The sequence below is a fragment of the Thalassospira lucentensis genome (assembly GCF_011806425.1).
GTDB classification, from domain to species: domain Bacteria; phylum Pseudomonadota; class Alphaproteobacteria; order Rhodospirillales; family Thalassospiraceae; genus Thalassospira; species Thalassospira lucentensis_B.
Map to the genome: position 1 here is coordinate 264,672 of NZ_JAATOV010000003.1, position 13,576 is coordinate 278,247.

14 protein-coding genes are annotated in these 13,576 nt (G+C 52.9%); 10 read left to right on the top strand and 4 right to left on the bottom strand.

What is annotated here, in order from left to right; translation table 11 throughout:
• Position 1: 1 nt before the first annotated feature.
• From HCZ99_RS11180 to HCZ99_RS11195, 4 genes are all read left to right on the top strand, one after another.
• Positions 2 to 1,345: a pyruvate dehydrogenase complex dihydrolipoamide acetyltransferase gene (locus HCZ99_RS11180; RefSeq protein WP_167447054.1), complete on the top strand. Its 1,344-nt coding sequence runs from the start codon at positions 2 to 4 to the stop codon at positions 1,343 to 1,345.
• Positions 1,346 to 1,440: 95 nt separating this feature from the next.
• Positions 1,441 to 2,838, top strand: a complete 1,398-nt coding sequence (gene lpdA, locus HCZ99_RS11185) for a dihydrolipoyl dehydrogenase (protein ID WP_167447055.1) — start codon at positions 1,441 to 1,443, stop codon at positions 2,836 to 2,838.
• A gap of 118 nt (positions 2,839 to 2,956) precedes the next feature.
• The gene (gene lipA / locus HCZ99_RS11190; RefSeq protein WP_167447056.1) at positions 2,957 to 3,955 is read left to right on the top strand and encodes a lipoyl synthase; all 999 of its coding nucleotides are present in this window, start codon (positions 2,957 to 2,959) and stop codon (positions 3,953 to 3,955) included.
• A gap of 54 nt (positions 3,956 to 4,009) precedes the next feature.
• The gene (locus tag HCZ99_RS11195) at positions 4,010 to 4,468 is read left to right on the top strand and encodes a type II toxin-antitoxin system RatA family toxin (RefSeq protein WP_167447057.1); all 459 of its coding nucleotides are present in this window, start codon (positions 4,010 to 4,012) and stop codon (positions 4,466 to 4,468) included.
• 85 nt (positions 4,469 to 4,553) lie between these two features.
• On the opposite strand, the gene HCZ99_RS11200 is transcribed toward HCZ99_RS11195, so the two are convergent.
• Both HCZ99_RS11200 and HCZ99_RS11205 read right to left on the bottom strand, forming a co-directional pair.
• Positions 4,554 to 5,069, bottom strand: coding sequence for a CinA family protein (locus HCZ99_RS11200; protein ID WP_167447058.1), 516 nt, complete (start codon positions 5,067 to 5,069; stop codon positions 4,554 to 4,556).
• On the bottom strand, positions 5,066 to 5,557 hold the full coding sequence (locus HCZ99_RS11205) for a phosphatidylglycerophosphatase A family protein (protein ID WP_167447059.1): 492 nt from the start codon (positions 5,555 to 5,557) through the stop codon (positions 5,066 to 5,068). Before HCZ99_RS11205 ends, HCZ99_RS11200 begins: the two co-directional genes overlap by 4 nt.
• A 229-nt stretch (positions 5,558 to 5,786) precedes the next feature.
• Between HCZ99_RS11205 and HCZ99_RS11210 the strand changes: the two genes are divergently transcribed.
• Entirely contained in the window at positions 5,787 to 7,115 is a 1,329-nt protein-coding gene (locus tag HCZ99_RS11210) for a M23 family metallopeptidase (protein ID WP_167447060.1), read from the top strand.
• Complete coding sequence (locus tag HCZ99_RS11215; RefSeq protein WP_167447061.1) at positions 7,072 to 7,530, top strand: bactofilin family protein; 459 nt, start codon at positions 7,072 to 7,074, stop codon at positions 7,528 to 7,530. The genes HCZ99_RS11210 and HCZ99_RS11215 overlap by 44 nt, the downstream gene beginning before the upstream one ends.
• Before the next feature lie 214 nt (positions 7,531 to 7,744).
• Here the strand turns inward: HCZ99_RS11215 and HCZ99_RS11220 are convergent, their stop codons facing one another.
• Both HCZ99_RS11220 and HCZ99_RS11225 read right to left on the bottom strand, forming a co-directional pair.
• Positions 7,745 to 8,443, bottom strand: a complete 699-nt coding sequence (locus HCZ99_RS11220; protein ID WP_167447062.1) for a haloacid dehalogenase type II — start codon at positions 8,441 to 8,443, stop codon at positions 7,745 to 7,747.
• Between the two features lie 99 nt (positions 8,444 to 8,542).
• The gene (locus HCZ99_RS11225; protein ID WP_167447063.1) at positions 8,543 to 10,576 is read right to left on the bottom strand and encodes a lytic transglycosylase domain-containing protein; all 2,034 of its coding nucleotides are present in this window, start codon (positions 10,574 to 10,576) and stop codon (positions 8,543 to 8,545) included.
• Positions 10,577 to 10,786: 210 nt separating this feature from the next.
• Here HCZ99_RS11225 and dapA point away from each other — a divergent pair, with 210 nt between their 5' ends.
• The 4 genes from dapA (at position 10,787) to HCZ99_RS11245 (ending at position 13,547) form a co-directional block, all read left to right on the top strand.
• A complete protein-coding gene (gene dapA, locus HCZ99_RS11230; RefSeq protein ID WP_175581479.1) occupies positions 10,787 to 11,668 on the top strand; it encodes a 4-hydroxy-tetrahydrodipicolinate synthase in 882 nt (293 codons plus the stop codon).
• Between the two features lie 17 nt (positions 11,669 to 11,685).
• A complete protein-coding gene (gene smpB, locus HCZ99_RS11235; RefSeq protein WP_167447064.1) occupies positions 11,686 to 12,162 on the top strand; it encodes an SsrA-binding protein SmpB in 477 nt (158 codons plus the stop codon).
• Between the two features lie 133 nt (positions 12,163 to 12,295).
• Entirely contained in the window at positions 12,296 to 12,955 is a 660-nt protein-coding gene (locus HCZ99_RS11240) for a sulfite oxidase-like oxidoreductase (RefSeq protein WP_167447065.1), read from the top strand.
• 88 nt (positions 12,956 to 13,043) lie between these two features.
• Complete coding sequence (locus HCZ99_RS11245; protein ID WP_167447066.1) at positions 13,044 to 13,547, top strand: glutathione peroxidase; 504 nt, start codon at positions 13,044 to 13,046, stop codon at positions 13,545 to 13,547.
• Positions 13,548 to 13,576 lie beyond the last annotated feature (29 nt).

A 13,576-nucleotide genomic window follows, 5' to 3' on the forward strand; every position in this document is an offset into this window, starting at 1 on the left:
CATGCCTGTAAAAGTATTGATGCCGGCGCTGTCGCCGACCATGACCGAAGGCACCTTGGCAAAATGGCACGTCAAGGAAGGTGATACCGTTGAGTCGGGCGATGTCATCGCCGAAATCGAAACCGATAAAGCCACGATGGAAGTTGAAGCCGTCGACGAAGGCAAAATCGGTAAGATCCTTGTTTCTGAGGGCAGCGAAGGTGTTGCCGTCAACGAGGTGATTGCACTTCTGCTTGAAGAAGACGAAGACGAAAGTGCGCTTGAAGGGGCTGATACCTCTGCCGCCGATACGTCTGGTTCTGGTTCGAAAGACGCCGAAGAGTCCAAAGACAAAGCACCGGCCAAAGAAGAGAAATCTTCTGATTCATCTTCGTCAAAAGGTTCCGCACCAGCCGCCCCGGTTTCGGGTGGTGAGCGTGTTAAGGCAAGCCCGCTTGCGCGGCGTATTGCGTCGAACGAAGGTGTTGATATCGCGTCTATTGATGGTTCTGGCCCGCGTGGTCGTGTTGTTAAACGTGACGTCGAAGCCGCCATGTCGTCTAAGTCGTCGGAGAAGAAATCCGATGCAGAGGCAACTTCGTCCTCTTCACAGGAAACTTCGAAATCTGGTGCATCTGCACCAGCAGCGTCTGGTTGGAACCCGGATTTGACCGGCCTTCCGGAATACGAGGAAATCCCGAACAGCGGCATGCGTAAAACCATTGCGCGTCGCCTGACGGAATCCAAACAGCAGGTTCCGCATTTCTATCTGACGGTCGATTGCGAGCTCGACAATCTGTTGGCAACGCGCAAGCAGTTGAATGAAAAAGCGGGCGAGGGTGTTAAAATCTCGGTCAATGACTTTGTCATTCGCGCCGTATCGATTGCCCTTAAACGTGTTCCAGCAGCCAATTCGATCTGGACCGACAAAGCGACCCTTCAGTGCAAGAAACAGGATATCTCGGTGGCGGTTGCCATTGAGGGTGGCCTGATCACGCCGGTTGTGCGCGATGCTGGTTCCAAAGGGCTTGCTGAAATTTCGAGCGAGATGAAATCACTGGCCGGTAAGGCACGTGACGGCAAACTTAAGCCAGAAGATTATCAGGGCGGGACGTTCTCTGTTTCGAACCTTGGTATGTTTGGCATTAAAGAGTTTTCTGCCATCATCAACCCGCCGCAGGGCTGCATTCTTGCGGTCGGCGCGGGCGAGCAGCGCCCTGTTGTTAAGGACGGGGCCCTTGCCATTGCAACTGTGATGAGCTGTACGCTTTCTGTTGACCACCGTGCGGTCGATGGCGCGGTCGGTGCGCAGTTCATGGCCGAATTCAAAAAGCTGATTGAAGATCCAATGAGCATGTTGCTCTAAGGGTCCAAAGTTGCGCGGGGACTTTAATTAGTCCCCGCAAGCATTTGAATTTTAAGACCTGCGACCGGTGACGGGCAGGCGAAGGAGATCCTACGATGGCGGATAGCAATTTCGACGTAATCGTGATTGGTGCAGGTCCGGGTGGTTATGTAACCGCAATCCGTGCTGCCCAGCTTGGCCTGAAAACGGCCGTTGTTGAACGTGAACATCTTGGCGGTATTTGCCTGAACTGGGGCTGTATCCCGACCAAGGCGTTGCTGCGTTCAGCCGAAGTTTATCGCAATATGAACCACGCCAAGGAATATGGCCTTTCCTGTGAAAAGGCGTCCTTTGACCTTCATGCTGTTATCCAGCGGTCGCGTGGGGTTTCCAAGCAGCTTTCAGGTGGCGTTGGTCATCTGCTGAAAAAGAACAAAGTTACGGTCATCAATGGCGAAGCCAAATTTGATGGTCCGAAAAAGATCGTTGTGTCTGGTAAGGATGAAGGCACCTATACCGCCAAGCATTACATCATTGCCACCGGTGCACGTGCCCGCTCGCTGCCAGGGCTTGAGCCCGATGGCAAAGTGGTTTGGGAATACAAAAAGGCGATGACGCCTGATAAAATGCCCAAAAGCCTGCTTGTGGTCGGTTCTGGCGCGATTGGTATTGAATTTGCCAGCTTCTACCACACCATGGGTGCGGATGTGACTGTGGTTGAAATCATGCCGCAGATCATGCCGGTCGAAGACAAAGAAATCGCCGGTCTTGCGCAGAAAATGCTGACCAAGAGCGGGATGAAAATCCTGACCGAAGCCAAGGTTGCCAATCTGAAACGCAATGCTGATAACGTTGTTGTGACGGTTGAAGGTAAAGACGGCAAGAAACAGGAAATCACCGTTGATCGTGTGATTTCGGCTGTTGGTGTGATCGGCAATACTGAAAATCTTGGTCTTGAAAGCACGAAGGTTAAAGTTGATCGCAATGTGATTGATGCCGACGAGTTTTCGCGTACCGCAGAACCGAACATTTATGCCATTGGCGATGTTGCAGGCCCACCGATGCTGGCACACAAAGCCGAGCATGAAGGTGTGATCTGTGTCGAGAAAATTGCCGGTGTTAAAAATGTTCACCCGATTGATCCGCTTAAGATCCCGGGTTGCACATATTGCCATCCGCAGGTCGCCAGTGTTGGCCTGACCGAAGCCAAGGCAAAAGATGCGGGCTACGACGTGAAAGTCGGTAAGTTCCCGTTCATTGGCAATGGCAAGGCAGTTGCACTGGGCGAGGCCGAAGGCATGGTGAAAACCGTGTTTGATGCCAAGACCGGTGAATTGCTGGGCGCACACATGGTTGGTACCGAAGTCACCGAGCTTATTCAGGGCTTTGTCGTGGCGATGGGGCTTGAGACGACGGAAGAAGATTTGATGCATACGGTCTTCCCGCATCCGACCCTTTCGGAAATGATGCATGAGTCGGTCCTTGACGCCTATGGGCGTGCGATCCACTTCTAATTTATTGCGTTTTACCGGGCGAACATGCCCGGTATGACGAAAATTAAAGAATGTCGGTTTGACAAATACGTGGCGTGGCGGCACATTGCCGCCCGTCCAATCCTTCGGAGGTCACTCTATGTCGACGGCGCAAAACGAAGCCAAAGCACTTCGTCACCCGGAAAAGCAGAAACGCCCGGATCGTCCATCGGGACGCAAGCCGTCCTGGATTCGTGTGAAAGCGCCAACCTCCAAGGGATATCAGGAAACCCGCGAACTTGCGCGTGGCCTGAACCTTCATACGGTGTGTGAAGAAGCCGCATGCCCGAATATCGGCGAATGCTGGCAGAAAAAACACGCATCCTTCATGATCATGGGCGATACCTGCACACGTGCATGTTCGTTCTGTAACGTGAAAACCGGGATGCCAAACGCGCTAGACCCGTTTGAACCGGAAAACTTGGCGATGGCGGTTGCCGACATGCAGCTTAAGCATGTGGTGATCACGTCTGTTGACCGCGATGATCTTGCCGATGGCGGGGCAGCCCATTTTGCCCGCGTGATCGAGGCAATCCGTCACAAATCGCCAGAAACCACCATTGAAATTCTAACGCCAGATTTCCGCGATAAGCCGGGTGCGGTTGAAATTGTCGTCAAGGCCCGTCCGGATGTGTTTAACCACAATCTGGAAACGGTTCCGCGTCTTTATACCCACATCCGTCCGGGGGCGCGTTATTACCAGTCGCTGCGTATTCTTGATCGGGTCAAACAGATTGATCCGACCATCTTTACCAAATCTGGCCTGATGGTTGGATTGGGTGAAGAACGCAAAGAACTGTCGCAGGTGATGGATGACCTTCGGGTGGCGGATGTCGATTTCCTGACAATCGGCCAGTATTTGCAGCCAACCCTGAAGCATGAGCCGGTTGATCGTTTCGTCACGCCAGACGAATTTAACGATTACGCGTCTATGGCGCGCGGCAAGGGCTTTTTGATGGTGTCTGCAACGCCGCTGACGCGGTCGAGCTACCACGCGGACCGTGACTTTGAACAGCTGCGTGAAGCCCGTGAGAAGAAGCTGGCGGCGGCTGAGCAGGCCAAGGTAAAAGCAGCGCAGTCCACGACCGCCGCAGAATAATTTACAACCACGCTATTTTAAGCAGTTACACGCCACGATAAGGGGAGACATCGAGTGCCGACGCATGCAGAGCGCAGAAAGCTGCCTTATACGCCGGAACAACTCTTTGCACTTGTCGAGGATGTCGATTCCTACTCGGAGTTTTTGCCGTGGTGCGTGGCATCGCGCGTGCGCAGCCGCGTCGGTGACGTTCTTACCGCTGATCTTGTGATCGGCTTTAAGATGTTTCGCGAGAAATACACATCCAAAGTCACCTTGCAGCGCCCGCATCGCATTGATGTGGAATATCTGCAAGGGCCGTTCAAGTATCTGAATAATCATTGGATTTTTGAACCAGACGAGGATGGCGGAACCTGTCTTGATTTCTTCGTTGATTTTGAATTCCGATCCGCACTTTTGCAAAAGATGATCGGGATGGTGTTTAACGAAGCGGTCAAAATGATGGTCGGGGCGTTTGAAACCCGGGCCCGCGAAGTGTATGGCGCGCCGCAGCAAACGATTTCAAAAGACTGATTTCAAATTTTGATTTCTAACGCTTTGCGCAAAACGTAAAGCGTTCGGTTCAGAAGAGCAGCTATCTGTAGATGCCTTTGGGCAACTAGGTAGCGTCTTGCTGTGCGGTGTTAAGCATTTCTGCGATCATGTCAAAGGCTTGCAAGATGGTGGCCTTGCGCACCGAATGGCGATCACCGGCAAAGACTTCGTGATGGGTGCGGGTAGGGCGACCTTTGCCTGCACAGCCAAAATGCACCAAGCCAACCGGTTTTTCTTTTGATCCGCCGCCGGGGCCGGCGATACCGGTTACAGATACTGCAATCGTGGCGTTTGGCGCGCGCTGCAATGCGCCTTCGCACATGGCCTTTGCCACGGGTTGCGATACAGCGCCGTGATCGGCCAGCAAGGAGTTGGTTACGCCGATCAGGTCGTGCTTTGCTTCGTTGGAGTAGGTGACAAATCCGCAGTCAACCACGGACGAGCTGCCATCAACCGCGGTCAGCGCGCCGGTGATTAAGCCACCAGTGCACGATTCAGCCGTTGCGATCATGACGCCGTGTTTGTTGCACTGATCAATCAAATCGCGGGCCGCGACGAAAATTTTCTGATCAATGATCATGCAAATCCCCCGGCGATGAAGTAATTCAGGCCAGCAAGCACGATCATGGCAAAGACTGCGGCGACGACATCATCGCACATGATTCCAAAACCGCCGCCAACGCGCCGGTCAACCCAGCCGACGGGCCACGGTTTTAAAACGTCAAACACCCGGAACGCGACAAAGGCGGTAAACAGCCACGCCAGATCAATCCAGCCATTGCCAAGGGGGATCACCATCAGGCAAAGCCATTGTGCGACAACTTCGTCGATCACAATTTCGCCCGGATCATGCACACCGATCATGTGGCTGTAGCGATCGGCAATGAAGATGCCGACGATGAAAACGATGATGCTGGCAATGAGCAGGGCGGGGTTGCCGCCATAGGCCCATAGGAGCCAGCCAAAGGGCAAAGCAGCAAAAGATCCCGCGGTGCCCGGTGCTTTGGGGCTTTTTCCGCTATAGAACCAGGTCGCAGAGCAAGTGATCAAAAAACGGAAAAAAGACATTGGTGATCCGCACATTAGCTATGGAAGATGGCCTTAAGTACCATAGCACAGCACCTGACCGGGGAAATTTTTGAAGTTAAGGCTACGTTAACATGCTTGCTTGAAAGGCGCGTAACAGGTAGCGTAACAATTATACTAAAAAAATATTGTCAGCGGGGCGACTAAAAACAATACGTGGTCGAGGGTCTTGATTACGTGAGTGCGGGCAAATAGGGGTTGAATACTGAATATGTCGGCGTTTGAACGCGTACGTCATTTGGTGGATAAATGGTTTCCTGATCGGCAGATCCTGGTTCGGTCAAATGATTCTGTTTACCAGCTTAGACTTGGAAAATACGCGCAGCTTGGATTGGCTTCGTTGGGGATCGCTGCGATTACGTGGTCTGTTGGTGTGTCGGGATACAGTTTGTATCTTGATCAGCGACTTGCGCTGCGCGAACGCCAGTTGTTCCGCAGTGAGCTATCGTACAACCAGTTAATCACCCGTGTGACCGAAAGCCAGCGACGTTTCGGTGAAATCACCACCCAGATGGAAGGTACGCACCGTAACCTTCTGTCGATGGCGGAAAAGAACATGCAGCTTCAAGCGCGTGTTCAGGATTACACATCGAAGCTTGAAAGTAGCGAAAAAGAGAAGACCCGTATTTCTGCGCTGCGGACCTCGATGGATAATCAGATGTCAGCCCTGCAAGGGCAGATTGATGGCATCACCAACCGCAATATGGCGCTGCGCGATGAGTTGGAAACGGTTGAAACGGTGATGTCGCGCGTGATGCGCGAACGCGATCAGGCAAGCCAGCGGGCCAAAAAGCTGCAGGCAGAACTGGCTGACGCCCATCAGCGGATTGCCGATCTGCATACCATCCAGCAGCAGGCATTGCAGCGTGTTGCCCAGACAGCCGACAGCACCATTCTTGATCTTGAGAATGTTCTTGAAATGACCGGCTTGCAGGAACAGGACTTTATTTTACCACCGATGAAACCCGTCGAGCCGGGCGTTGGTGGACCGTTCGAGGCGTTTGAGCCCGAACACCCGCAGGACGAAGAATTCGTCAGCACCGCTGTGGCCTTGGCCGATCGTATGGATCACCTTGCCAATTTGAACGAGCGCGTGTTGCAAACCCCGATAGGGGAGCCAGCGGCGGTTTATTATCTTTCCAGCCCGTTTGGAAAGCGCAAGGATCCGTTTAACGGAAAATGGGCGTTCCATTCGGGGGTCGACCTTGCCGGGCCGATCAAAACAGAAATCTTTGCAACAGCACCGGGAAAAGTGGTGCATGCAGGGTGGAGTGGTAAATACGGGAAGATGGTCGAGGTTGACCATGGGAATGGCGTTCATACCCGTTTTGGCCATTTATACAAGGTCCTCGTTAAGAAGGGCGACGAAGTAGGATATCGAGACGTCGTAGCATTGATGGGAAGTACCGGTCGGAGTACCGGAAGCCATGTCCATTACGAAGTCTTGGTTAATGACAAACCGGTTAATCCGATCAAGTTCATTGAGGCGGGACGTTATGTTTTCAAAAGCGAGCAAGACGAAGCAGACGGCAGCAAATAGTCACGGTGGTTCCACCGAGAAAAAGGGCGGCCTTTCGGTTATTAATGCGGATCTTCGGGTGACCGGCGATCTGGTTTCAGAATCTGATGTTCAGGTTGATGGTTCGGTGAATGGCGACATTCGCACACGAACGTTGACCATTGGCCAATCTGGCGAAGTGCGCGGCGAAATCATCGCCGATAAAATTCGCATTTGTGGCACAGTCATCGGGCAAGTTCGCGCACGTGACGTTTCACTGGCAGATACCGCGCGCATGATGGGCGATATCCTTCATGAAAGCCTGTCGATTGAGCCGGGTGCGCATATCGAAGGCCATTGCCGCCGGATCGAAGGTGCAGCCGAAGAAAGCGGCCTTACGGTCATTCAGGCCGGACAAGTTGTCGCGTCGCACGTCAAAAAAGAACAAAGCAAATAAGCACTTTTGGGCATAACGGATGACGGGGTCGTCTGATTGTGAACCGTGTAGTGTGCAAATGAAAAGGCAGGCCAAAGTGGCCTGCCTTTTGTGTTTTATGCATAAATCCCGATCTACTGACGGGGCCGGATGCATCAGAGCGCAAGTGCCTAGTTACTGTGCGTGCAACCGCCAAATCACGCCAAGCGCGCTCACGTCCCCGTCACAAGCGCGATCAGGCTTTTTGTGGCGTCGCGACCATGGGCAGCAGTTCGTCCAGCCCGTTTAGGACAACATCCGCCTTATGCGACAGGCGTTCCACCGGTTGTTTGGTGCGATTGATCCATGCGGTGCGGAAGCCAAAATGACCAGCACCGGCAATATCCCAACCATTTGACGACTGGAATGCGATTTCATCTGGTTCAAGTTCGAGCTGATCGACCGCCAACTGATAGACATCCGGGTGGGGTTTGTAGGTTTTAAGATCATCGACGCAGATGATCTGATCAAATAATCCAAGAATGCCCGATGATTTTGCCGCCGAAATCAGCATGTGCTTGGCGCCATTTGACAGGATGGCCAGCTTGTGGCCCTGTGATTTCAGGGCTTCGAGCGTTTCGACAACTTCGGGGAATGTATCAAGCGACAGATAGGTTTCCATTAGCTTGGAGCGTAAGACCGGGTCTTTTTTACCGATTTGTTCCAAGGCGAAATCAAGTGCATCGCCGGTAACGGTCCAAAAATCGGTGAATTCCCCCATTAGACTGCGCAGCCAGGTGTATTCAAGTTGCTTTTGCCGCCATACATGGGACAGGAGCTCGGCTTCTTCGCCGACACTGTCGCGCAACTTGGTCACGGCAGAGCCAACGTCAAAAAGGGTACCGTAAGCATCAAATACAAATGCGCGGCAGGATGACAGTTCTTTATCGGACATTTTTTCGACCTTCTCTGACAAGCAGCAGTGGATCAAATATGGTGCGATGGTGGTCCATACGCAAACAGGCGGGGGTGCCGATTTGCGTATCGGATAAATCTATTTGCCAGGCGTGCTATCACTTTGTCCCATCGCAATTTCGTCGCGGGCAAAACGCTTGCGATAGACATAGGTTCCCTCCATGACGCGCTGAACATAGTTTCGCGTTTCGCTGTAAGGGATCATTTCAATCCAGTCGACAAGGTCAACTTCGGGATCACGTGGATCACCATATTCGTTGATCCATTGGCGCACACGGGTTGGACCGGCGTTATAGCTGGCGATTGTCAGGGCTTCTGAGCCGTCCCAGCGATCCAGTAAGCGCTTAAGATAGACGCGCCCCAAGGCGATGTTAAATGCCGGGTCTTCGGTCAGGCGGGACGTTTCGTATTCAAGATCAAGCGATTTCGCCATGCGTTTTGCCGTTGCCGGCATCAATTGCATCAAGCCACGCGCCCCGGCCGATGAAATGGCATTGGGGTTAAACAGGCTTTCCTGACGGATAATCGCATGCACAAGGCCCGGATCCGGGTTGCGACCCATCGGAACCTGTTCATGGATCGGGTAGGCGGCATCAAGATAACCGCTGCCGGTACGGATGCTGCGCTTGGCTGCAATAATGCCAAGATCGGCCCGGCCATATTCACGGGCAAGATTGGTCGCCATCGCCAGATATTCTGGTTCGTCATGTTCGTAAACCAACGCCATGATGAACGGACGAATGATATTGCCAAGGCCAAGCTCGCCGAGTTTGCGGACAACCTGTGTCAGTTCCTGATTTTCAAAATCAGCACGCTGTTCGGCGGTTGGAACTGGCTGAATGACCGAATAGGTTGGTTTTTCGCCAAGCGCCTTAATGGCCAACTGGCCATAGAAGGTATGGGCGTGTTCGGCAGCCAGTGCATACCAGTGACGTGCGCGTTCGGTGTCGCCAAGCTTTTCACTTGCGCGGCCCGCCCAATAAGCCCCACGGGATAAGCTGATTGGGTATTGCACCACGTCATAAAGATTTTGGAAGTGGGTCAGCGCGATATCGGCATCGCCCAAAAATTCAAGCGCGATCCAACCGGCATACCATTCGGCTTCTGCAATGTCGGCCGCGTCGGTCTGACCATGATTGGCAACCAGACGATAAGCATCGGTAATGTGACCCTTTTGCAGGGCACGGCGGGCCAAGATCGCCTTTTCGAGCCACCAATATTGCGGGCGGATCGAAATGTATGCCAGGTCGTTTGCCTGTGACAGCAACAGATCGCGGGCTTCTTGGTCGCGGTCCTTGATCCGGCGCCAGCGCACACGTTCATAGATCAGGCCGGGATCGTTGCGATATTTTTCAGGAACGCTATTGATGGCGGCATCGACACCGTTGCTCATGGCGCGCAATGCTGCGCGGGCCTTTGCCAGCAGGCGGTAATCGTCGCTGACATAGTCCATTGTGCGCGACGCCGGGCCAAGACGGCCTTCCCAAAGCAGACGGTCGAGCCGTTTCTGGTGGGTTTCCTGATCGATATATTCTGCGTAGCGATCAAGGAAGCGGCGTTCTTGCCCGCGGCCGAAGTTTTCGTTGATCCAGCTGTTGCGGACCAAGGCGGTTGCCGCAGAGATTTGACCCGCAGTTAACAGAGCCTTGATCTGGCGCGTCGCACCATCCGCCGTGACGGGGGCAGAGCGTTTGAACCATGCCAGAATGTCCGCGTCAGGCACCGCATCGGTCATGGCTTCTTCAGCGCGTTGACGCAGGCGTGACTGACTGGGCCATTTGGGGTTGGCGTCGATAAAGGTGGTGATTTCTTCGAAGCTGCGACCGGAATTTGGTGCGACAAGCCACATCCACTCGGCGGCTTTTTGCAGCAACGGATCATTGAAATTTGGCAGCAACTCTTGGAACGTTTCGGTGCGCCCGTTTTCGAGCGCCTCCAGAAACGCGTTTAGCCGCGCCCGACTGACCGCCGAAAAAGCCGGCGAGGGCGGTTGCGTTCGCAGAATGTTGTCATCGGTTGCTTCCGCTTGTGCCGGGTTTGCGGTCGGCATCAGCGATAAGAAGCCCAGTGCCAATGCGCAGACCGAAATCTTGCGGAAAGACGCTTGCGCCATGTTTGTTGTCCCCTCGTGCCTCTCGGCAACTTATACTCTTATAGTCTTGTGTATTATGGCAGTGAATTTGCCAAAAGCCAAACAGTCCTCGTCGGAAATTGCAACCTCAAACGCAGAACCGAATTATTAATGTATACAGTGCTTGCGGGAATAGCGAACAGCCGCTATTTTCGCGTCCGCTTTCAATCCATCCAAGATTTGGAGATCTCTATGTTTACGGGTTCTATTACCGCTTTGATCACACCGTTCGACCGCGATGGTGCGATTGACGAAAAGGCGTTCCAAAATTTTGTGGATTGGCAGCTTAAACAGGGCACGACAGGTGTTGTGCCTGTCGGAACCACCGGTGAATCGCCGACCCTGAGCCATGCTGAACACCATCGTGTGGTTGAACTGGCACTTGAAGTTGCCAAGGGGCGCGGCCCGGTTATCGCCGGTACAGGGTCAAATTCGACCGCAGAAGCCATTTCGCTGACCCGTCATGCGCAGAATGCCGGTGCGGATGCCGCACTTGTTGTGACACCGTATTACAACAAGCCTACGCAGGCTGGCCTGCACGCGCATTACAAAGCCATTCATGATGCGACCGATATTCCGATTGTGATTTACAACATTCCGGGCCGGTCGATTGTTGATATGTCGGTTGATACGATGGCGGCGCTTTCGAAATTGCCGCGTATTGTTGGCGTTAAAGATGCGACCAGTGATCTGGAACGTCCGGCACTGACCCGTTTGGCAGCAGGGCCTGATTTCTGCCAGCTTTCGGGCGAAGACGGCACGATTGTTCCGTTCTTGGCACAGGGTGGCCACGGGTGCATTTCGGTTACGTCCAACATCGCGCCGAAACTGTGCTCTGATCTGCATGCGGCATGGGCAGAGCGGAACATTTCCAAGGTTCAAGAGTTAAACTATCGACTGATGCCCGTTCACAAGGCGATGTTCTGTGAATCAAGCCCCGGGCCGGTGAAATACGCCGCAGAACTTCTTGGCCTGTGTGGGCGCAACATGCGTCTGCCGATGGTCGAGATTGCCGATGAAACCAAACGCAAGGTCGAAGCCGCGCTTAAAGGCGCTGGTCTTCTCGGCCAATAAGCGATTAAAAGCGACTTATGGCACCCAAGAAAGAGACTGATAATAACAAGGTCGTCGCGCAAAACAGGCGAGCCCGCTTTGACTTTTTCCTTACGGAAACGTTCGAAGCCGGGATCGCTTTGCGTGGGACCGAGGTTAAATCGTTGCGCGATGGCAAGGGCAATATTCAGGAATCCTATGCCGAAGCCAAAAACGGCGAGGTCTGGCTGATCAACGCCTATATTCCTGAATATCAAAGCAAAATGCCGTTCGGCCACGAAGAGCGCCGTCCGCGCAAGTTGCTTTTGCATAAGCGCGAAATCACCAAAATGCATGACGCGCTGAACAAGAAGGGGTTCACCCTTGTTCCGGTAAAGCTTTATTTCAATGAACGCGGGATCGCGAAATTGGAAATGGCCATCGCCGAAGGTAAGAAAAAAGCCGATAAGCGCGAAGCGGTAAAAGCCCGCGATTGGCAGCGTGATAAAGCGCGTATCCTGCGTGATTTCGGCTGATTTCTGGTGTTGGCTGCTTGCCGCACGCGGATGCAAATTTGACCGTTTTTTACGAAATAATGCTTAAATGGCGTCGTCATGGTGAACATGTCGATGCCATTTTTCGTATCAGCTTGGAGTAAAGGAGATCTCTGTGACGCAGAACTTTAGTGGCAAGATCAAAGAAAAGCTGATTGCGGCAAAACAGAAATGGGCCGAAGACGGCCGTCTTTTGACCGGTGTCGCCGACGAAAAACGTGAAAATCGCCTGCCGCCGGGACAGCGATTGGTCACCGACTGGCCGGTTCTTGATTTAGGGATTACCCCGCATATCACCGCTGAGACCTTTAAGCTGACCATCAAGGGTGAGGTTGAAAATCCCCTTATTCTTGATTTTGCGGGACTTCTTGACTTGCCCCATGTTGAAGCGAAAAATGACATTCACTGCGTAACCAGTTGGTCGCGTTATGATAATCATTGGCAGGGGGTATCTGCATTGGCATTGGCCGATATTGTCAAACCAACCAGTGATGCGACGCATGTTTTGTTCACCGCCCATGATGGCTACACGACCAATGTGCGGATTGATCAGTTTCTTGATGATGATGTGTTGATCGCCCATCATTGGGAGGGAGAGCCCCTGAGCGAGGAGCATGGCGGCCCGGTTCGGGTGGTGATCCCGAAATTGTATTTCTGGAAAAGTGCCAAATGGGTGCGCGAGATTACTTTCGCCAAGGAAGATCACCCCGGATTTTGGGAAGAGCGCGGATATCACAATAACGCCGACCCGTGGGCGGAGGAACGATATGGATAATCACAATTCCCCAATTGGAAAACCGTTTCAATTCGTTGTATTGTTTTCACTTATTCTCGTAACAGTCATTTTTTCCGGGAGGGAGAGCATGGCGTCGGGTGATGCGCAGACAGCGTATGACTTTTCATTTCCTGCCATTGAGGGCGGGGAAATCGATCTTTCAGAGTATCGCGACAAGGTGATTTTGTTGGTGAATACCGCATCAATGTGCGGTTTTACGCCCCAATATACGGGCCTGCAAAAACTTTGGGATGATTACAGGGATGATGGTTTGATTGTCCTTGGTGTTCCATCAGGTGATTTCGGGGGGCAAGAATACGGCGATGACGCGTCCATTCTTGAATTCTGCGAGGTTAATTTTGATGTCGATTTTCCAATGACATCAAAAACCACTGTTAAGGGACTGGATGCGCATCCGTTCTTTAAATGGGCAGAACAAACCCTTGGTGCAGATAACGCGCCGCAATGGAACTTCCACAAATACCTGATTGGTCGCGACGGGGCCTTGATCGGAAGTTTCGATACCCGGGTTAAACCCGGCGATGACGAGGTGATTGACGCGGTTAAAGCTGGACTTGCTGCTGAAAGCTGATTTGCAGCGCTATTTTACGGTTTATGGGC